Consider the following 19,653-nt stretch of genomic DNA (forward strand, 5'->3'; position numbering starts at 1 on the left):
CCACCAAAAGGGGTGAACGCTCGTAACTTTCCCGTGCGGGTCGCGTTCGGTCGCGCTAGGAGATCATGCGGACACGGAACGTCAGGTCACGGCCACTTCCCGGCGTTCCGCCCTGCGCCGGGCGGCGATCCGCGGATCGAGCGCCGGTACGGCGGCGAGGAGTTGCCTCGTGTACGGGTCCCGCGGGCTGTCGTAGACCTCGTCCACCGGCCCCTGTTCGACGATCCGGCCGCGGCGCATCACGGCGACCCGGTCGCTGACCTGGCGTACGACGGCGAGGTCGTGCGCGACGAAGACCAGCGCGAGGCCGAGTTCCCGCTGCAACTCCCCCAACAGCGCCACCACCTGGGCCTGGGTGGTGACGTCGAGGGCGGAGACCGGCTCGTCGCAGACGATGACGCGCGGGTCGGCCGCGAGCGCCCGGGCGATGCCCACGCGCTGGCGCTGGCCGCCGCTGAACTCGTGCGGGTAGCGGTCGTAGTGCGCCCCTTCGAGCCCGACGCGCTCCAGGAGCTCCTTCACGCGCTTCCTGATCCGCTGCTCGTCCCTCCCCATGCCACGCGCGCGCAGGGGGTCCGCGATGGACTCGCCCACGCTGCGGCGGGGGTTGAGGGAGGAGACGGGGTCCTGGAAGACCATCTGCACGGCCGGGTCCACGCCCACGCGCGCGTGGCCGTCGTGGCGGACCTCGCCCGCCGTCGGCTCCAGCAGGCCGACCAGCATCCGCCCCAGCGTCGTCTTGCCGCTGCCGCTCTCCCCGACGACACCGAGGGTCTCGCCCCGGCGGACGGTGAGCGAGACGTCGTCGACGGCCGCGAAGACCCTTTTGCCGCGGCCGAACTCGCGCCGCAGGCCGCGCGCTTCGAGGACCACCTCGCCGGCCGCCCTGGACGGTGCCCGCGGCGCGTCCACGCGCGGGACCGCAGCGAGCAGTTGGCGGGTGTAGGCCTCCCCCGGGGCGCCCAGCACCGCGGCGACCGGCCCCTGCTCGACCGTGCGACCGTGCCGCATGACCAGCACGTCGTCGACGCTCTCGGCGGCGACGCCCACGTCGTGCGTGACGAGCAGCAGTCCCATGCCGGTCTCCTGGCGCAGCGTGTGCAGCAGGTCGAGGATCTGGGCCTGGACGGTCACGTCGAGCGCGGTCGTCGGCTCGTCGGCGATCAGCAGCCGGGGCCGGCAGGCCAGTGCCATCGCGATGAGGGCGCGCTGGCGCATGCCGCCGCTGAACTCGTGCGGACGGGACCGGGACCGCCGTACCGCGTCCGGGATGCCGACCCGGTCCAGTACCTCCACGGCACGCGCGCGTGCGGTGCGCCGCGACACACGCGTGTGCACGCGGTACACCTCGGCGATCTGGTCGCCGATCGCGTAGTACGGGTCCAGGGACGACAGCGGGTCCTGGAAGACCATCGCGGCCTGCGCGCCCCGCAGCCGCCGCAGTTCGTCGTCCGACGCCCGCTGTACGTCGACCCCCGCGACCTCGACCGAGCCGCCCACGCGCGCGCCCGTGCCGCGGTGCAGCCCGAGCAGGGCGGAGGCGACGGTGGACTTGCCGGAGCCGGACTCGCCGACCAGGGCGAGGGCCGCCCCCTGCTCCAGGGTGAAGGAGAGGCCGTCGACGGCGCGCAGATCGCCGAACCCGACGGTCAGGTCGGTCACGTGGACGAGACTCATGCGAGCACCACCCGTCGGTCGGCCACCGCGTACAGGACGTCCGCGACGGCGTTGGCGAGGACCACGAAGAAGCCGATGACCAGGACCATGCCGACGACGACCGGGAGGTCGACGACGGTGACGGCGTGGACCAGTTCCTGGCCGATGCCCGGGAGGCCGAACAGCGACTCGACCAGGACGGCACCGCCCACCGCGCTGCCGAAGTCGTTGGCGTTCAGGGCGATGATCGGGGCGAGGGCCCCGCGCAGGGCGTGTCGGCCGACGATCGACCGCTCGCCGACGCCGTAGGCCCGGAAGGTGCGGATGTGGTCCTCGGCGAGCGTCTCCAGCATCGACGCCCGGGTCAGCCGCGCGAAGTAGGCCGCCTCGCCGAGGGCGAGCGTGACCCAGGGCAGCAGCAGGCCCCACATCCACTGCTCGGGGTCGTCCGAGAAGGGGACGTACTCCGGGAAGGGCAGCAGTTCCAACTGCCCACAGACCACGATCATCAGGACGAGGCCGATGACGAAGGTGGGGGTGGCGACGCCGGCGAGCGTGACGCCGGTCAGCGCGCGCTCGCTGAACCGGCCGCGCCGCCAGGCGGAGAGCACGCCCGTGCCGACGCCCAGCAGCAGCCAGAGGACCATCCCGCCGAGGACCAGCGACAGGCTGACGGGGAGCTTGTCGAGGATGATCCGGGTGACCTGCTGGTCGCTCTGGTACGACAGCCCGAGGCAGGGTGCCGGGCAGTGCTCGACGGAGGTGCCCGTGGAGTAGTCGTGGCCGGCCACGATGCCCTGGAGGAAGTGCCAGTAGCGCAGGTAGAGCGGGTCGTCGAGCCGGAGCTGCTGGGCGACCTGGTGCACCTGTTCCGGCGAGCAGCGCGGGCCGCAGGTGATCTGGGCGACGTTGCCGGGGGTGGCGTAGAAGACGACGTAGATGATGACCGAGAGGGCGAGCAGGGTGAGCGCGGCGCTCACCGCCCGGCGCAGGGCGAAGCCGGTGAAGCCGCTCATGCGGTGCCCTCCCCGGCGGTCTTGGCGGTGCCGGCGCGGGACTGGTCGGTCGCGGCCCGGCCGGCCTTCGACTCCTGCCTGCGGCCGGTGCCGACGCGCAGCCTGGAGGCCGCGCGCGGGTCGAGGGCGGTGCGGACGCCGTCGCCGAGGACGGTGAGCGCGAGGACCGTGACGAACAGCGCGGCAGCGGGCAGCAGCAGGTATTGCGGGGCCGCCTGGTACCAGACGTCGGCCGAGGTGAGCATCTGTCCCCAGGACGGGGTGGGCGGCTTGACGCCGACGCCGAGGAAGGACAGGGCCGCCTCGATGCCGATGTTCGCCGGCACCATCAGCGCCGCGTAGGTGATGACGGGGGCGGCGAGACCGGGCAGCAGTTCGCGGCGGGCGATGCGCAGGGTGCCCCAGCCGCTGAGCCGGGCGGCGGCCACGTAGTCGAGTTCCTTGAGGGTGAGTGTCTGGGCGCGCGCGATCTTGCCGATCGTGCCCCAGGCGACGAAGCCGATGATGAGCGCGACCAGGACCGGCCGGGGGAAGCTGCTCGGCACGACGGCCAGCAGCGCCAACGCCATGATCATCAACGGCATGGCCACGATGATGTCGGTGATCCGGCTCAACAGTTGATCAACCCATCGGTTGCCGAGCGCGGCCGCGACTCCCACGACGACGCCGAGGAGGACCTGTACGGCGGTCGCCGCCAGCGCGACACCGAGGGAGACCCGGGCCCCGTACACCAGCCGGGCGAACAGGTCGCGTCCGGTCTGGGGCTCGACGCCGAGCCAGTGGTCCGCGCCGACGCCCCCGAAGGAGCCGATGGGCACGCCTCCGCGCGCGGAGTCGACCAGGGAGGGGTGGTAGGTGGTCGGGTCCTGGCCCTCCAGGGCGGTGAGCAGGGGCGCCGCGAGGGCGACCAGGACGAGCAGTGCGACGACGACGGCCGCGACCATGGCGGCGCGCTGCGCCCGCAGCCGCCGCCAGAACTGACGGGCCCCCGAGGCCCCCGGGGCGGCTGCCTCGGGGACCTCGGTGGCGACAAGTGCCTCGCTCATCGGGTTACTTGACCGCGACCTGCGAGATGTCCAGCACGCCGGTCCAGTCGCTGATCACGATGTTCTTGACGTCCTTGCCGTACAGGCGCTTGTAGACCGGGTGGAACAGCGGCACGGTCAGGGCCTGTTCACCGATCTTCTTGTCCAGAGCACCCCATCGCTTGGCGGCAGCGTCAAGATCGGTCAACTTGTTGATCGCGTCAATCTCGTCATTGACCGACTTGTCGTCGAGCAGGCCCGTGTTGAAGTTGGCGCCGTCCTTGACGATCTGCCGGCCGTCGAAGATCGGGGCGAGGAAGGGGCCGCCGGAGGGCCAGTCGGCACCCCAGTGGGCGAGGAAGAACCCGGGCTCGGACTTCACGCTGTGGATCGTGTCCGAGTAGTCGTTCTCCTCCAGGCCCTGGAGCCTGACCGTGATGCCGGCCTTCTTGAGCGCGTCCTGGATCGCGGTCGCGATCTCGGGGCTGGTCTCGAAGTCCTTGGCGTTGGAGTGCGTCAGCGTGACCGTGAGCCCCTTCGGGTATCCGGCCTCCTTCAACAGCTCCGCGGCCTTCGCCGCGTTGCCCGTGGCGCCCGCCGGGAAGAGGTCGTACGGCTCGTAGCCGAAGGACTTCTGGTTCGGCAGGAAGGTGGTGGCGGGCTCGGCGAGGGCGCTGCCGCCGGCCGCGTTGACCACGGAGGAGCGGTCGACGGCGTACGAGATCGCCTGCCGCACCTTGGCGTTGTCGAACGGCTTGACCTTCGGGTTGAACGCTATGTAGTTCGTGTAGCCGAAGTGCCCGGTGCCCACGCGGGAGGCGAGCTCCTTGTCGCCCGTCACCTTGGCGAGCTCGGCCGGGCCGAGGTTGGTGTCCGTGGTGACCGCGGCGGCGTCCGCCCCTTGGGACGCCGACAGCCGCTGGTTGATCACCGACGAGTCGAGCCCGGACTTGACGTCGATCCTGTCCGGGTACGCCTTGCGCTCCGCGTCCGTCGCGGCGGACCAGTGGGTGTTGCGCTCCAGGACGAGGTGCTCACCGTCGTTCTGGTTCGTGACGACCTTGTACGGGCCCGACGAGACGGGGTGCTCCTCGTACTTCGTGCCCGTGTCCTTGGCCTTGGGTACGGGCGTGAACTGCGTCTGCGTGGCCAGGTACGGGAACTCGCCCTCGGGCTTGTTCAGATGGAAGACGACGGTCCGCTCGTCCGGCGTCTCGATCGCCGAGAGGCCCTTCTTGTCCTTGTACGGCCCCTGGTAGTCGGCCGCGCCGACGAGCCAGTCCCGCAGGTAGGGGGCGCCGCCGGAGAGCTCGGGCGCGAAGGAGCGCTCGATGCCGTACTTGATGTCGGCCGAGGTGATCGCGGTGCCGTCCTCGTACTTCAGGCCCTTCTTCAGGGTGTACGTCCACACGGTCGCGTCCTTGTTGGGGCGACCGGTGTCGGTGGCGAGGTCGGGGACGACCTCGGCGCCGGCGGCGCCGTTCTCGCGGTTGCGGGTGGTGAGGGTGCGGAAGACCAGGGAGGGCACGTTGCCGCCGCCTGAGGTGTACAGGCGGGCCGGGTCGAAGTCCTGCTGCGGGTTGGCGTTCAGGACCGTCAGGGTGCCGCCCTTGTGGGGCGCGGAGTCGCCACCGGAGCTCTTGGCATCGTTGTCCTCAGGCCCGCAGGCGGCGGCGCCCGCTGCCAGGACCAGGCTTACGGATACCGCGGCCGCACGGCGCGCTGTGAGGGACGGTTGACGCATCGGAGACGACCTCTCGAATGATGAGTCTCGCATGGCGAGACAAAATGACGAAGGGTGAGACGAAAGTGGACGGACGTCTGCCCCGGCGTCGGGTCGTCGGAAAAGGCCGTGACCCTGGGTCACGGAGAAATGCGGGATTCGCGACGCGCGCGCCTGGGGGCGGGCGTCAGCGACAGAGGATGTCGGCCACGCAGAGCGGGGTCACACCGATGAGCGCCAGCTCGATGGCGGCGCTGCTCTCGACGGCGTGACGGGACCACATGATCTGAAATATGGACGACCGATCAACACATGTCAATGTGACATCTGCGTCGTCTGTCAACTCCCGGGGTACGGCCAGGGGTTGGCCCGGCAGTGGATTCCGTCGTGGTCGAGGAACTTGGTCTGCTGCTGCATGACCGGCGCGAGCTCGCCGTTCTTGTCGCAGGTCACGTGGGAGTAGCCGAGGCGGTGGCCGACCTCGTGGTTGATCAACATCTGCCGGTACGCATGGATCTGATCACCGTATGTGGTTGATCCCTGCGCCCATCGATACGCATTGATCATCACGCGTTCGGTGGCGGCCGAGTCGCACGAGACGTTGTCCTCGGTCGTGTCGAGGCCGGACTTGGCACACCAGTCGGCCGTGGTGCCGGGGCTGGCGAGGGTGATCACGAAGTCGGGCTTGCCGGAGTAGACGCGCTCGAAGGTGCGGGCGCCGCCGTGGGCCCAGCTCCGCTTGTCGTTGAGCGTCTTCTGCACGGCCTCGGCGAAGAGGGCGCCGTCGAGTCCGAGCCCCTGCTCCACGTCCACGCGGTAGGTGTACTTCTGCCCCTTGCCGGGCGCCTTGTCGACCCCCTGGACGGCGTCGAACTTCCCCGAGCCGTCCAGCTTGGCGCTCAGCGGGTACTTCGTGTCCATCTTCTGCTCGTACGTCAGCGGTGCCACGACGGCCGAGGGCGACGGCGAGGCCGGCTCGACCACGCCCGTGCCGGTGTCGCGCGCGTCCCGCGCCTGGTCGGTCGCGGACTGCGCGCCCGAGGCGGTGCCGCGTCCGTCGGTGACCTGCCCGGCCACGACGACGGCGAGCACGGTGACGACTGCGGCGGCCGCGATGCCGGTGAACGCTCGGCCCTTGCCGCCCTTGGCCGTCGGGGGCTGGTCGTCCGGGGGCACGTCGCCGGAGCCGGCGTCCGCGTCTGTGCGGCCGCGGGTGTCGTCGGCATCGTCCGGCCAGTCGGTGACGGAGCCGTAGGGGTGCGCGTCGCCGCGGGGCCCTCTGGGCGAGAAGAGGTCCACGTCTCCGCCGTCGGCGAAGGCGTCGACGTAGTCCTGTCGCGGACCCGACCGTCGACCGGCCGGCCCCTGCCGCTGCCGCGGCGGAGCGACTCCGGGTCCGGGTCCGGGTCGGTCGGCGTACCCGCCCGACTCCTGACCGCTCAACTCCCCCCAGGCACCCCCGGATTCACGCTGCTCGGGATGCCCACCCCGAACCCGGGGGGCGCCCCGGGCAGGCGTCCGGTCGACAGCCCCGGGCACGCCCTGGACCGGCGTGCCGTCGGCACCCCGCGGGAAGCCCTCGGCCGGCGTCCCGTCCGGGAACCGCCGCACACCCTGCCCGGACGCCCCACCGGGCACCCGGGGGACCCCACGCGCGGGCGTGCCGTCGGGAAGCCGCGGGATCCCATGCGCAGGCGTCCCGTCCGGCAGTCGCGAGGTCCCCTGCGCAGGCGTCCCGTCGGGAAGCCGGGGGAAGCCGTGCGCGGGAGTGCCGTCGGGCATCCGGGGAACGCCCCGCGCGGGCGTTCCGTCCGGCAGCCGCGGGACCCCATGCGCAGGCGTGCCACCAGAAACTCGGGGATTCCCGGGCCCAGGCGTCACCCCGCCCTGAACCTGGGGGAAACCATGCGCGGGCGTCCCGTCAGGAAGTCGCGGGAACCCGTGCGCGGGGGTGCCGTCAGGAAGCCTCGGAATCCCACCCGCAGGCGTCCCGTCAGAAAGCCGCGGAATCCCGTGCGCGGGCGTCCCCTCCGCAAACCGCGGAACGCCACGCGCGGGTGTGCCGTCGGGAAGTCGGGGGAAGCCGTGCGCAGGTGTGCCGTCAGGAAGCCGGGGCACGCCACGCGCGGGCGTCCCGTCAGGAACCCGAGGAGAACCGCCCCCGGACGCCACCCCACCCGGTCCCCTCGGAAACCCCCGCCCCGACGCCCCGTCAGAGATCGGCGGCAGACCCGAGCCGGACGGCGACGTCCCGTCAGAAGGCTGCTGGTAGGCCCGCCCAGACGCGCCGTCAGGTCGCCAGGGCGCACCGCTCCCAGGCCCGGGCGTGCCCTGCGTCGGCACCCGGTACCCCGAAGAACCGCTCGGCGGCCCTGCCCCCGGGGCCCCGTACTCGCGCCCTCGGCCCACCGGCATCCCCTGCCGGGCAGCTTGCGGGGCGGGAGGAGCCGGAGTGTGTTCGCGGCCCGGCGTGTCCGTCGCGCCCCGCACCGCCTCGGCGGCCGCCTGGCCCGAACCGCTTTTTCCCGAACTGCCTTTGTCGGGCCCCTTCTTGGGAGCGGGCCCGCGTCGACTGTGGCGTCCCACGCCGCGCCTCAGCTCCCCAGAGTGGTGGTGTCGGCCCCGTCGCCGGAGGCCGTTGCGGCGTCCGCCCCGTCGCCCGGGGCACCCGCGGAGCGGTCGCGCCGGTCAGAGCCTCCCACGGAACCGCCGGAAGTGCCCGCAGCCGCCTTGTCCGCGGCGAACTCCCGGAAGGCCACCGCCACTGTCTCCGGGTACTCCATCATCGCCACGTGCCCCGCCTCCGGCAGGGTCAGCAGGCGGGAGTCGCGGAAGGTACGGGCCGCCTTCTGGGCCATGCGGAAGCCGACGAGCTGGTCGCGGCCGCCGTAGACGAGCAGTGTGGGGGCGAGGACGCGCTCGGCCTGGCGCCACAGCGCGTGCTGGCCGCCCAGCGTGTACGCGTTCACGAGTCCGCGCGCGGAACGCGCCATCGCGTCCCAGAAGTACGGCAGTTGCAGCCGCCGTTCCATCTCCTCCACCGCGTTCCGGAAGCCCTCCGGACTGACCCGCCCGGGGTCGCCGTAGCAGAGGGCGGTGACGCCGCGGACGCGCTGCTCGGCCGTCCAGTCCTTGCTGAGGCGGGTGAACAGGCCGGCCACACCGGGCAGCGCCAGCAGTCCCGTGGGCACGGCGCTGCGCTGGACACGGAGCTCGGGGAGGGCCGGCGAGACGAGGGTGAGGGTGCGCACCAGGTCGGGCCGCACCGCCGCGACGCGCGTCGACACCGCGCCCCCGAGGGAGTTCCCGAAGAGGTGGACGGGCCCGCGCCCGGAGGCGTCGAGATGACGGATCACCGCGCGCGCGTGGGCGGTGATCGAGTAGTTGCCGTCGTCCGGCGGCGGGGAGTCGCCGAAGCCGGGCAGATCGACCGCCTCGCCGTCGACATCGCCCTCGAGCTGCTCCATCAGCGCCGACCAGTTCTGCGAGGAACCGCCGAGGCCGTGGACGTACAACGCGGGCGGCAGCCCCTCCCGCGCGGGCGGCCTCGAACGCACCGTCAGCGTGATCCCCGGCAGCCGCACCGACCTGAGCCGCTCGCCCTCGCCGACCCTGACGGGTGCCACTTTGGGAAGAACGGTGGCGGGCGGCACGAAGGGCAGCTCGGTCGAAGACATGCGGCAATGTTACGAGACGATCACGCACTGGTTCATGTGTTCGCCATCACAAGCCATATGTACGAGGTCGGCGGGCCGCGATGCACGCATGACGGCACGTACATCGCATGGCGTCCAGATCGTGTGTCTCCTAGGCTCGTACGCAGGGCACCCGCATGTGGCCCCCTGTGTACATCAGGGACGTTCTAGGAAGGGAGCCCACCATGGCCTACGACCCCACCGACCCCGAGGTCTTCGCCGACCCGGAGGCACGCGAGGAGGACGACGTCGTCGAGCTCGACGTCGAGGCCCCCGAGGGTGACGCGGCCGAGCAGCACACCGACATCGCCCCCGACCGCGACGACCCGCTGACCGGCGTCGACCCCGACCGGGCCAACGAGGCCGACCTCGTCGAGCAGGCCCGGATCGTCTCGCTCGACGAGGACGACTATCGGTGACGCCGGTGACGGCCGCCGCATCGGTGACGCCGGTGGCGCGGCCGCGGCACGGGGCGGTCGGCAGCGCACTCATCAGGGCATTTCCGAGCGGGGATGGCGGGCCCCTTGCCCGCTGCATGACCGTTTGAAACCTTTGCGCGGCTTTCGTCACCGTCCGGTCCGTGAAATTCTGCGCTCGCAGCGCGCACAGCACGGTTACCGAAAAGTACGATGGCGGCGCGGCGCACACCGCATGTGGACGACATTGGGAGGCGGCGTGACAGCCATCGAGCAGACAGAGGCGGCACGCCCGCGAGGGACGCGCCTGCCGCGCCGGGCCCGACGGAACCAGTTGCTGGGCGCCGCGCAGGAAGTCTTCGTGGCACAGGGCTACCACGCGGCCGCGATGGACGACATCGCCGAGCGGGCCGGCGTCAGCAAGCCGGTGCTCTACCAGCACTTCCCGGGCAAGCTCGACCTCTATCTCGCGCTGCTGGACCAGCACTGCGAGTCCCTGATCCAGGCGGTACGCGCCGCGCTCGCGTCGACGACCGACAACAAGCAGCGCGTCCGGGCGACCATGGACGCCTATTTCGCATACGTCGAGGACGACGGCGGCGCCTTCCGCCTGGTCTTCGAGTCGGACCTGACGAACGAGCCCGCGGTGCGCGAGCGCGTCGACAAGGTCACCAACGAGTGCGCCGAGGCGATCTGCGACGTGATCGCCGAGGACACCGGCCTCTCGCGCGCGGAGTCGATGCTGCTCGCGTCGGGCCTCGGCGGGCTCGCCCAGGTGGTGGCCCGGTCCTGGCTGCACAGCGACCGCAGCGTCCCGCGCGACCAGGCGGTCCAGTTGCTGACGTCACTGGCGTGGCGGGGCATCGCCGGATTCCCGCTGCACGGCACGGAGCACCACTAGCCGCCCTCGGGACCACATCGCGATCACGAACGACCCGCACGCACGCGTGCGGGTCGTTTGTTCCCGCCCGATGTTCGCTGTTGGCGTTCTCGCGCGGAGCATGCAGGTCCCCTCACCGGGCTAATGTGTGCTGGGTACGGCGCGGAAGGTCGCGCACTTCACTGACCGTCGGAGGGACATAGCCGTGGAGGTCAAGATCGGCGTGCAGCACGCGCCCCGCGAGATCGTTCTGGAGAGCGGTCAGAGCGCCGAGGAGGTCGAGCGGGCGGTGGCGGAGGCCCTGGCCGGCAAGTCCCAACTGCTGAGCCTGGTGGACGAGCACGGCCGCAAGGTCCTCGTCCCGGCCGACCGTCTCGCGTACGTCGAGCTCGGCGAGCCGGCTCCGCGCAAGGTGGGCTTCGGCGCGCTGTAGGCAGACGCATGTAGAGGGGCCCGGGGACCGCACGGTCGCCGGGCCCCTCTCGTGTGGCGGCCGGGTTCTTTCCTCCCCGTATGGAGCACGAACTGCGTCCGCGGGAGGATTGCATTCCGCAGGTCACGGGTATGACGGGCTACGACCGTAATGCGCAGTGTGGCCGTGTGGGAGGGACCCCATGATGTTGATCGAAGCGCTCGGCTCCGCTCTGCTCGGTCTGGTGCTGGCGGGGGTGGCCGCACACCGACTCGCGCACCGCCTGCCGACGCGCTCCCTGGTCCTCGCGACGGGCACCGCGGGAGCCCTCTTCGGCGCCTTCGTGACCCACACCGCGCTGGACCCGGGCAACATCCTGCTGATCCTCCTGGGCGCGGCCGTGGTCTCGGTCGCCTCCCTGTCCCTGCTCCTGCGCCCGTCGGGAAGACTCCGCCGCTCGGCGACGGCGTGAGCGGGAAGCGGCCGTAGGGCCCCTCTGCGGCTCGCCCGCGCGGGCGGCTCGACGCCACCCGGCTCCGCCGCCGCACGGCGGCAAGGTCACGCGACGTCAACGCCACGCAGCACCGGTAGTACTCCGGGCATCAGGGCCCCGGCTCCGCATCGCGCCCAGAGCCCCGGCACAGGCCTCCCACGACACCAAAGCGAGGCGAGGCAAGTCGGCACAGGCCCCGCCCACAGCGGCCCACCCGAACCGGCAGCCACAGTCAGACCCGTACCCCAGCTCCAGCCATCAGGCCGCCAGCCGTCAGCCGTGCACGACCCCAGCCCCCTTGCGCACGCCTACGCCGCCAACCCCGGCACCGCCATCCGCTTCGAGTGCGCGCAGAGCCCCGGCACAAGCCTCCCGCGTCCCGCGACACCAAGGCGACGCGAGGCAAGTCGGCACAGGCCCCGCCCACAGCGGCCCCACCCGAACCGGCAGCCACAATCCGAGCCGCACCCCAGCCGCAGCCGCCAGGCCGTTAGCCGTTAGCCGTCAGCCGTCAGCCGTCAGCCGTCAGCCGTCAGCCGTCAGCCGTCAGCCGTCAGCCCCAGGACACCCGAGCGGCACCCCCCTCGCGCACGCCTACGCCGCCAACCCCAGCGCCGCCATCCGCTTCGTGTGTGCCTCGGTGATCCGGGAGAACATCCGCCCCACCTCGGCGAGGTCGAACCCGTCCGCGACGCCCCCGACGAGCATCGTCGACAGCGCGTCCCGGTCCGCGACGACCCGCTGGGACTGGGACAGCGCCTCGCCCATCAACCGCCGTGCCCACAGGGCGAGTCGCCCGCCCACGCGCGGGTCCGCGTCGATCGCCGCCCGCACCTTCTCGACGGCGAACCCGGCGTGCCCGGTGTCGTCGAGGACGGCCAGCACCAGCTCGCGCGAGTCGGTGTCGAGCCGCGCGGCGACCTCGCGGTAGAAGTCGCTGGCGATCGAGTCGCCGACGTACGCCTTGACGAGCCCTTCCAGCCAGTCCGAGGGCGCCGTCTGCCGGTGGAAGCCGTCGAGGGCCGCGACGAACGGCTCCATCGCCAGCGTCGGCTCCTCGCCGATCTCCGTCAGCCGGTCCCGCAGCTTCTCGTAGTGGTGGAACTCCGCCGACGCCATCTTCGCCAGCTCCGCCTTGTCCGCCAGCGTCGGCGCCAGCTTGGCGTCCTCCGCGAGCCGCTCGAAGGCCGCGAGCTCGCCGTACGCGAGCGCGCCGAGCAGGTCGACGACCGCGGCTCGGTACTGCGGGTCGGCGGCGGCCTTCGTCCAGTCCTGGGCGGCGACACCGGTGTGCTCGACGGTGGGTTCGGCAGGGGTCTCGGAGGCGTTGTCGGGCTTGTCAGAGGTCGTCATGAAGCGCACAATAGCCCGCTCTCCGGACGTCGGAAGGCCCTGGTCAATCAGTGTGACGACGACTACGTGACCAAATCGGCCATCACATGTGCGCGATTCCGAGGTATGGTGGTAATGCGCCTGCTGGTACGACGGCACTTCGTGAGTGTGCCGTACCTCGACAGGCCGCACGTATGAGGATGCCCGGTCGGTGGCCCGATCGGCTCCGACCCGACAGCCCTCCTCGCCCGTACGGCACTGTGCGTACGGAGTTCGGAGGGGGACCCTCAGCGGTACGAGCGCTAGAGCGTCGGCAGTGGTCCCGTGCCATTACGGCTCAACCCGTAAGGCAGCCGACGTCCCCAGCACGGTAGACGACCCCCCGCGCTCGCCTCGCACCGCGCACACAGAAGAGGCAGCACCCTGACTACGACTTTCCGCGATCTCGGGATTCTGAACGAGACGGCCGAGGCCCTCGAGGCCGTCGGCATCATCACCCCCTTCCCCATCCAGGAGATGACGCTCCCGGTCGCCCTTTCCGGCTCCGACGTCATCGGCCAGGCCAAGACCGGCACCGGCAAGACGCTGGGCTTCGGCCTCCCGCTCCTCGAGCGCGTCACCGTCCCCGCCGACGTCGAGGCCGGCCGGGCCAAGCCCGAGGCGTTGACCGACGCCCCGCAGGCGCTCGTCGTGGTCCCCACGCGCGAGCTGTGCACGCAGGTCACCAACGACCTCCAGACGGCGGGCAAGGTACGCAACGTCCGCGTTCTCGCCATCTACGGCGGCCGCGCCTACGAGCCCCAGGTCGAGGCCCTGAAGAAGGGCGTCGACGTCGTCGTCGGCACCCCGGGCCGGCTCCTGGACCTCGCGGGCCAGAAGAAGCTCAACCTCGGCCACATCAAGGCGCTCGTCCTCGACGAGGCCGACGAGATGCTCGACCTGGGCTTCCTGCCCGACGTCGAGAAGATCATCAACATGCTGCCGGCCCGCCGCCAGACGATGCTGTTCTCGGCGACCATGCCGGGCGCCGTCATCAGTCTCGCGCGCCGCTACATGTCGCAGCCCACGCACATCAACGCCACCTCGCCCGACGACGCGGGCAGGACGGTCGCGAACACCAAGCAGCACGTGTACCGCGCGCACAACATGGACAAGCCCGAGATGGTCGCGCGCATCCTGCAGGCCGACGGCCGGGGACTGGCCATGGTCTTCTGCCGTACCAAGCGCACCGCGGCCGACCTCGCCGACCAGCTCAAGCAGCGCGGCTTCGCCGCCGGCGCGGTCCACGGCGACCTGGGCCAGGGCGCCCGCGAGCAGGCGCTGCGCGCCTTCCGCAACGGCAAGGTGGACGTCCTCGTCTGCACCGACGTCGCCGCGCGCGGTATCGACGTCGAGGGCGTCACGCACGTCATCAACTACCAGTCCCCCGAAGAGGAGAAGACGTACCTGCACCGCATCGGCCGGACCGGCCGCGCGGGTGCCAAGGGCATCGCGATCACCCTCGTCGACTGGGACGACATCCCGCGCTGGCAGCTCATCAACAAGGCGCTGGAGCTCGACTTCAACGACCCGCCGGAGACGTACTCCACCTCCCCGCACTTCTACGAGGACCTGGGCATCCCCGCGGGCACCAAGGGTGTCCTGCCGCGGACCGAGCGCACGCGCGCCGGGCTCGACGCGGAGGAGCTCGAGGACCTGGGCGAGCCGGGCGGACGCGGGGCCCGCGGTCGTGGCGACCGTGACCGTGACCGGGGTCGCGGACGAGGTGGCCGGGACGAGTCCCGCTCCGCCGACCGTGAGCGCTCGGAGCGTACGCCGCGCCGTCGCCGTCGTACCCGTGGCGGAACCTCGCTGGACGCGAGTGCCCCCGTCGAGGCCGTCGCCCCGTCGGAGACCACCGCTGTCGAGGACGCAACGGCGACCCGCACCCCGCGTCGCCGTCGCCGCACCCGTAGCGGAGCGTCCGACTCGGCACCGGTCACGACCACCGCGACCACGGCAGCGGCGCCGGTCGAGCCGGCCGTGTCCGAGACCGCGGAGTCCGTCGTCGCCACGGCGGAGGGCCCGGCCCTCGACGCCGAGACCTCGGCCAAGCCGCGCCGCCGCCGGACCCGCAAGTCCGCGGAGACGCCGGCCGCGGTGGAGACCGTCGTCGAGGCCGCGCAGGTCACGGAGGCAGCTCCGGTCACGGAAGCAGCCCCCGTCGCCGAGACCGCTCCGGCGGCCGAGGCCCCGGCCACGAAGCCGCGTCGTACCCGCAAGACGGCTGCGGCGGCTCCCGCCGAGGCCGCGGTGGACACGGCCGAGGCCACGGAGACCAAGCCGCGCCGCACCCGCAAGGCCGCCGCCGCACCCGCGGCCGAAGCCGCCGTGGACACCGCGGAGGGCACGGTCACCAAGCCGCGCCGCACCCGCAAGACCGCGACCAAGGCCACCACCACCGCCGAGGCGGCCGTGGACACGGCCGAGGCCACCGAGGCCAAGCCCCGTCGGCGCACCACCCGCAAGGCCGCCGAGCCCACGGTGACCGCCGAGATCCCGGCCCAGCCGGTCGCGGAGCCGGAGACGGCCGAGGCGGCCAAGCCCCGGCGGACGCGGAAGACGGCGAGCACCGCGAAAGCGGCGAGCGCTGAGAAGGCCGCCGAGGCGGCCGTGGACACCGCGGAGGGCACGGTCACCAAGCCGCGCCGCACCCGCAAGGCCGCGGCCGCGCCCGTCGCCGAGGCGGCCGTCGACACGGCGGAAGCCGTGGAGGCCAAGCCCCGCCGGACCCGCAAGACCGCCGCCAAGGCCACCACCACCGCCGAGGCGGCCGTGGACACGGCCGAGGCCACCGAGGCCAAGCCCCGTCGGCGCACCACCCGCAAGGCCGCCGAGCCCGCGGTGACCGCCGAGATCCCGGCCCAGGCGGACCAGGAGCCCAAGGCTGCCGCCCCGCGTCGCCGAACCCGCAAGACGGCCGCCGCGGAGCCCGCGGAGAGCTGATCCGACACCGACGGCCCGGTCCCCTCACTCAGGGGGCCGGGCCGTCGGCGTTACCGGGACCGATCAAGGGGACGCGCGGACTCACGACGAACCCGCGCCGTCCGCGTCGCCGGGGCCCACCAGGGGGCGGCGGGAACGCGCAACCCGCGACGCACCCGCCGGCCCCGCCCCGTCACCCCCGCCCGATACCCTCACCCCGTGAGCACCCGAGCCGTCTTCACCCCGCCGCCCGGCGCCCGCGCCTACCCCCTGCGTACCGCCCGCGGTGAGTTCGCGGTCGTGGACTCGGCCGTGCCCCCCGGTGTCTCCGCGAAGGGCACGGCGCTGCTGCTTCCCGGGTTCACGGGGAGCAAGGAGGACTTCACGCTGCTCCACGAACCGCTCACCGCGCGCGGCTACCGGGTCGTGGCCGTGGACGGGCGGGGCCAGTTCGAGTCGGACGGGCCGGAGACCGACGAATCCGCCTATACGCGCGGTGAGTTGGCGCGGGACGTGCTCGCCCAGACCGCCGCCCTGGACACCCCCGTGCACCTGGTCGGGCACTCACTGGGCGGCCAGATCGCGCGCGCCGCCGTACTGCTCGACCACTCCCCCTTCCTCTCCTTCACCCTCGTCTCCTCCGGCCCGGCGCAGATCTCCGACTCCCAGCAGCAGCGCGTGAAACTGCTGCGGGACGCGCTCGGCGTGATGACGATGGCCGAGGTGTGGGACGCGATCCTGGCCATGGGCCCGCCGGAGGAGGTCGGCGGTCCCGCGCAGGGCATCGGGGACGTCGTACAGCTCCGCCGCCGCTGGCTCGGCAACAAGCCCGCCCAACTCCTCGCGACCGGGCGCCAGTTGTGCACGGAACCGGATCTCGTGGGCGAACTCGCCGCCGTCCCGCTGCCGTTCCACGTGCTGTCCGGTTCGCAGGACGACACCTGGCCGGTGCCTCTCCTCGACGACATGGCCGCACGGCTGCGCGCCCGGCGCACGGTGATCGCGGGCGCCGACCACTCCCCCAACGCCGACGAGCCCCTCCCCACGGCCCAAGCCCTGGCCGACTTCTGGGACAGCCTCGGCATCTGAGCACCCCGCGGGGCCGGAGCCGTCAGTACTGTCCCTGGAGGTGCTCCCAGAAGCCGTCGCGCAGCGCCCGCCGCAGGTCGGCCTGCCCGCGCAGGGAGTACTGGAGCAGCCCCTCCGCCTCCACCAGCAGGTCCTGGTCCACCGAGCCCGGCAGATAGGGATGCCCGGGCAGGAGCTCCTGGAGCGCCGCCCGCCCGCGCTCCGCGAGCCACTTCGCGGCGATCTGCGCGCCCACGAAACGGACGTCCTCTCGGGCGGGCCGGGTGGCCGTCGCCTCGTAGGGGACCGCGGCCCGCCGGGAGACGTACGGCTTGAAGAAGTCGAGGTCGAGGGTGCGCTGGCTGTCGACCTCCCACAGGAGGGGTTCCGCCTGGTTGCGGCCCTCCGGTGCCTCGATGCCCCACAGGTGGACGCGGGCGCCGTAGCCCTGGGCCGCCTCGACCGCCGAGACCAGGTCCTCGTCGCCGCCCAGGAGCGCCGCGTCGCTGATCGCCCGGTGACGGGCCAGGGACTCCAGGTCGGAGCGGATCAGCGAGTCGACGCCCTTCTGCTGGTTGTTGGCGTTGAGGTTGCCCAACCGGACCTTGACGTCGGGGAGTTCGGCGATGGTCTGCTGCTCCGCCGTGTGGATGCGGCGTCTCGCGCCGTCGTACCAGTACACCCTGAGCAGTCGGCTGTCCGCGAAGATGGTGCGGGCCCGGTCGATGAGGGCCTCGATCAGGCCCTCGGCGTCGAGGTCGAAGGCGCGACGGTCCTCGGTGCCGGTGACGAGTCGTCCCGCGGCCGCGTAGAGGTAGCCCGCATCGACAAAGATCGCATGCGTCGAGGGCGTCTTCGCGACCTCGGCGAGCATGCGGGTGAGCAGCTCGTTGGTGCGGTCGATGCGGGCGCTCAGTGGCGCCAGGTCGTCGTTCATCGCCTCCATTGTCCCGGCGGTCACGCTGCGAACACAACCGGTCCCAAGGAGTCTCCGAAAACTCGCTTACCGGTCAGTAGTTAGTTGTTCGAAAAATTTCTTTAGCGTAGGGAATGTTTGTAACACGCACCCCGTTGACTACTCACGTACGCAGTAATTCTCCGCAGGAGGATGACCAGACGAAGGGAGAAGCCCATGCGCTTCGAAATCATGCGACTCGACGACGTCGACGGCACGCCCGTGGACAGCACTGTCGTGGACGCCGCCTCCGTCAACCGGATCGTGCAGCAGGCCGCCGCCATAGGACAGCGACTCTGGATCCGACCGGCCGACACCTCGGCCTCGTGACCTGACCCGAACAGCACAGACGCGGATCACCGCTGAAGCTTCGGAGCCCCCGCCGGGTATGCACGCCCGGCGAGGGCTCTGCGCATGTCCGGGACCTTCAGCTCCCCTGGATCACCTGGGTGATCCCGTTGATGATCTGCTGCACGGCGATCGCGGAGAGCATCATGCCCGCGAGCCGGGTCACCAGCACCACCCCGCCGTCCTTGATGACCCGGATGATCAGCAGGGAGTACCGCATCACCAGCCACAGCACGACGTGGATGGCCAGGATCGCCGTCCACACCGAGACCTGGGTGGCGACGCTGTGGGCCTTCTGCACGGCGAGGATGACGGAGACGATCGCACCCGGCCCGGCCAGCAAGGGCATGCCGAGGGGCACGAGCGCCACGTTGACGTCCTTGGTCTGCTTCGGCTCGTCGGTCTTGCCGGTGAGCAGGTCGAGCGCGATCAGCAGGAGCAGCAGCCCGCCCGCGATCATCAGCGCGGGCACGGAAACATGCAGGTAGTTCAGGATCTGGTGGCCCAGGAGCCCGAAGACGGCGATGACACCGCCCGCCACGCAGACGGCCTGGAAGGCCATCCGCTTCTGCACCTTGCCGGGCCGGCCTGCGGTCAGCGCGAGGAAGATCGGGGTGATCCCGGGGGGATCCATGATGACGAACAGGGTGAGGAAGAGCGAGCCGAAGACGGCGACGTCGAACATGGTGGAACTGGCCTTACGGAAAGAGGTGGAACACGGCGCCGGGCACGGGAACGGCCGGCGGCGCCGGGTGGTGGGAAGCGGAGCCGGACCTCAGATTCCGCCGGTCCCGGGGACGGGGAACGCACCCGTCGCCCGCCGCGTGATCTCCCCGTAGACCTCGGGGTCCGTCGTGTACTCGCCGAGGGCGACCGTCTTGCGGCTGCCGTGGTAGTCGCTGGACCCGGTGACGAGCAGCCCCAGGTCGGCGGCCAGCCCCCGCAGCCGTACGCGCGTCTCCGCGTCATGGTCCATGTGGTCGACCTCGATGCCGTCGAGGCCGGCGGCGGCCATCTCGGCGATCGCGGACTCCGGGACGGTGCGCCCGCGCTTGCTGGCGCCGGGGTGAGCGAACACGGTGACCCCGCCGGCCCCCTTGACCAGCCGGATCGCCTCGAAGGGGTCGGTCTCGTGCTTCTCCACATGGGCGCGACCGCCGTCGGCCAGCCAGTCCCCGGTGAAGGCGTCGTTCACGCTCGGTACGACCCCGAGCTCGACGAGGGCGGTGGCGACGTGCGGCCGCCCGACCGAACCGTCTCCGGCGATCCGCGCCACCTGCTCCCAGGTGACCGGCACACCCAGCTCCTGGAGCCTGGCCACCATCCCGCGCGCCCGGGGCACCCGGTCGTCCCGCACGAGCTCCCGCTCGGCGAGCAGCTCCGGCTCCTCGGGGTCGAACAGGTAGGCCAACATGTGCAGGGACACCCCGTCGATCCGGCAGGACAGCTCGGCCCCGGTGACGAGGGTCAGCCCGGCGGGCAGGGCGGCGACGGCCTCGGCGTATCCGCGGGTCGTGTCGTGGTCGGTGAGGGCGACGACGTCCAGCCCGGCAGCGGCGGCGTTGCGCACCAGCTCGGCGGGCGTGTCGGTCCCGTCGGACGCCGTGGAGTGGCAGTGCAGGTCGATACGCACGACGAGGAACTCCACCGGGCCGGGGGGACAGAAAAGG

Annotated in this window: 18 protein-coding genes; 7 read left to right on the forward strand and 11 right to left on the reverse strand. The window is 71.9% G+C overall.

Annotated elements, in window-relative coordinates; genetic code table 11:
• Positions 1-81: 81 nt before the first annotated feature.
• The 7 genes from ACZ66S_RS06130 to ACZ66S_RS06160 form a co-directional block, all read right to left on the reverse strand.
• A complete protein-coding gene (locus ACZ66S_RS06130; protein ID WP_469900009.1) occupies positions 82-1,677 on the reverse strand; it encodes a dipeptide ABC transporter ATP-binding protein in 1,596 nt (531 codons plus the stop codon).
• Positions 1,674-2,672 carry an ABC transporter permease gene (locus ACZ66S_RS06135; protein ID WP_469900011.1) on the reverse strand — a complete coding sequence of 333 codons (999 nt, stop codon included), beginning with the start codon at positions 2,670-2,672 and terminating at the stop codon, positions 1,674-1,676. The genes ACZ66S_RS06130 and ACZ66S_RS06135 overlap by 4 nt, the downstream gene beginning before the upstream one ends.
• On the reverse strand, positions 2,669-3,718 hold the full coding sequence (locus tag ACZ66S_RS06140) for an ABC transporter permease (protein WP_469900012.1): 1,050 nt from the start codon (positions 3,716-3,718) through the stop codon (positions 2,669-2,671). The genes ACZ66S_RS06135 and ACZ66S_RS06140 overlap by 4 nt, the downstream gene beginning before the upstream one ends.
• A 4-nt stretch (positions 3,719-3,722) precedes the next feature.
• Positions 3,723-5,441 (reverse strand): ABC transporter substrate-binding protein, encoded by a 1,719-nt coding sequence (locus tag ACZ66S_RS06145; RefSeq protein WP_469900013.1) that lies wholly within the window; start codon positions 5,439-5,441, stop codon positions 3,723-3,725.
• Between the two features lie 166 nt (positions 5,442-5,607).
• On the reverse strand, positions 5,608-5,703 hold the full coding sequence (locus ACZ66S_RS06150; RefSeq protein ID WP_365465703.1) for an Ms4533A family Cys-rich leader peptide: 96 nt from the start codon (positions 5,701-5,703) through the stop codon (positions 5,608-5,610).
• A 56-nt stretch (positions 5,704-5,759) separates the two neighbouring features.
• Positions 5,760-6,719, reverse strand: a complete 960-nt coding sequence (locus tag ACZ66S_RS06155) for a DUF3152 domain-containing protein (protein WP_469900015.1) — start codon at positions 6,717-6,719, stop codon at positions 5,760-5,762.
• A 1,295-nt stretch (positions 6,720-8,014) separates the two neighbouring features.
• Positions 8,015-9,097 carry an alpha/beta fold hydrolase gene (locus ACZ66S_RS06160; protein WP_469900017.1) on the reverse strand — a complete coding sequence of 361 codons (1,083 nt, stop codon included), beginning with the start codon at positions 9,095-9,097 and terminating at the stop codon, positions 8,015-8,017.
• Positions 9,098-9,300: 203 nt separating this feature from the next.
• Here ACZ66S_RS06160 and ACZ66S_RS06165 point away from each other — a divergent pair, with 203 nt between their 5' ends.
• The 4 genes from ACZ66S_RS06165 (at position 9,301) to ACZ66S_RS06180 (ending at position 11,295) form a co-directional block, all read left to right on the forward strand.
• Positions 9,301-9,534 (forward strand): hypothetical protein, encoded by a 234-nt coding sequence (locus ACZ66S_RS06165; protein WP_469900018.1) that lies wholly within the window; start codon positions 9,301-9,303, stop codon positions 9,532-9,534.
• Between the two features lie 256 nt (positions 9,535-9,790).
• Positions 9,791-10,432 carry a TetR/AcrR family transcriptional regulator gene (locus ACZ66S_RS06170; protein WP_053852937.1) on the forward strand — a complete coding sequence of 214 codons (642 nt, stop codon included), beginning with the start codon at positions 9,791-9,793 and terminating at the stop codon, positions 10,430-10,432.
• A gap of 184 nt (positions 10,433-10,616) precedes the next feature.
• Positions 10,617-10,844, forward strand: coding sequence for a DUF3107 domain-containing protein (locus ACZ66S_RS06175; RefSeq protein WP_020119766.1), 228 nt, complete (start codon positions 10,617-10,619; stop codon positions 10,842-10,844).
• Positions 10,845-11,028: 184 nt separating this feature from the next.
• Positions 11,029-11,295, forward strand: coding sequence for a hypothetical protein (locus ACZ66S_RS06180; RefSeq protein WP_037720124.1), 267 nt, complete (start codon positions 11,029-11,031; stop codon positions 11,293-11,295).
• Between the two features lie 615 nt (positions 11,296-11,910).
• Here the strand turns inward: ACZ66S_RS06180 and ACZ66S_RS06185 are convergent.
• A complete protein-coding gene (locus ACZ66S_RS06185; RefSeq protein WP_053852936.1) occupies positions 11,911-12,678 on the reverse strand; it encodes a ferritin-like fold-containing protein in 768 nt (255 codons plus the stop codon).
• Positions 12,679-13,164: 486 nt separating this feature from the next.
• On the opposite strand from ACZ66S_RS06185, the gene ACZ66S_RS06190 reads away from it, so the two are divergent.
• Entirely contained in the window at positions 13,165-15,633 is a 2,469-nt protein-coding gene (locus ACZ66S_RS06190; RefSeq protein ID WP_469900020.1) for a DEAD/DEAH box helicase, read from the forward strand.
• A 198-nt stretch (positions 15,634-15,831) separates the two neighbouring features.
• Positions 15,832-16,701 (forward strand): alpha/beta fold hydrolase, encoded by an 870-nt coding sequence (locus ACZ66S_RS06195; protein WP_469900021.1) that lies wholly within the window; start codon positions 15,832-15,834, stop codon positions 16,699-16,701.
• A gap of 22 nt (positions 16,702-16,723) precedes the next feature.
• Here ACZ66S_RS06195 and ACZ66S_RS06200 read toward each other — a convergent pair whose 3' ends face one another.
• Positions 16,724-17,617: an NYN domain-containing protein gene (locus ACZ66S_RS06200; protein WP_469900023.1), complete on the reverse strand. Its 894-nt coding sequence runs from the start codon at positions 17,615-17,617 to the stop codon at positions 16,724-16,726.
• A gap of 195 nt (positions 17,618-17,812) precedes the next feature.
• Between ACZ66S_RS06200 and ACZ66S_RS06205 the strand changes: the two genes are divergently transcribed.
• Entirely contained in the window at positions 17,813-17,965 is a 153-nt protein-coding gene (locus ACZ66S_RS06205; RefSeq protein ID WP_007384531.1) for a hypothetical protein, read from the forward strand.
• Between the two features lie 97 nt (positions 17,966-18,062).
• Here ACZ66S_RS06205 and ACZ66S_RS06210 read toward each other — a convergent pair whose 3' ends face one another.
• Together ACZ66S_RS06210 and ACZ66S_RS06215 are read right to left on the reverse strand one after the other, a co-directional pair.
• The gene (locus ACZ66S_RS06210; RefSeq protein ID WP_053851370.1) at positions 18,063-18,668 is read right to left on the reverse strand and encodes a MarC family protein; all 606 of its coding nucleotides are present in this window, start codon (positions 18,666-18,668) and stop codon (positions 18,063-18,065) included.
• Positions 18,669-18,758: 90 nt separating this feature from the next.
• The gene (locus ACZ66S_RS06215) at positions 18,759-19,616 is read right to left on the reverse strand and encodes a PHP domain-containing protein (RefSeq protein WP_469900025.1); all 858 of its coding nucleotides are present in this window, start codon (positions 19,614-19,616) and stop codon (positions 18,759-18,761) included.
• Positions 19,617-19,653 lie beyond the last annotated feature (37 nt).

This window comes from Streptomyces sp. NPDC107471 (assembly GCF_055582845.1).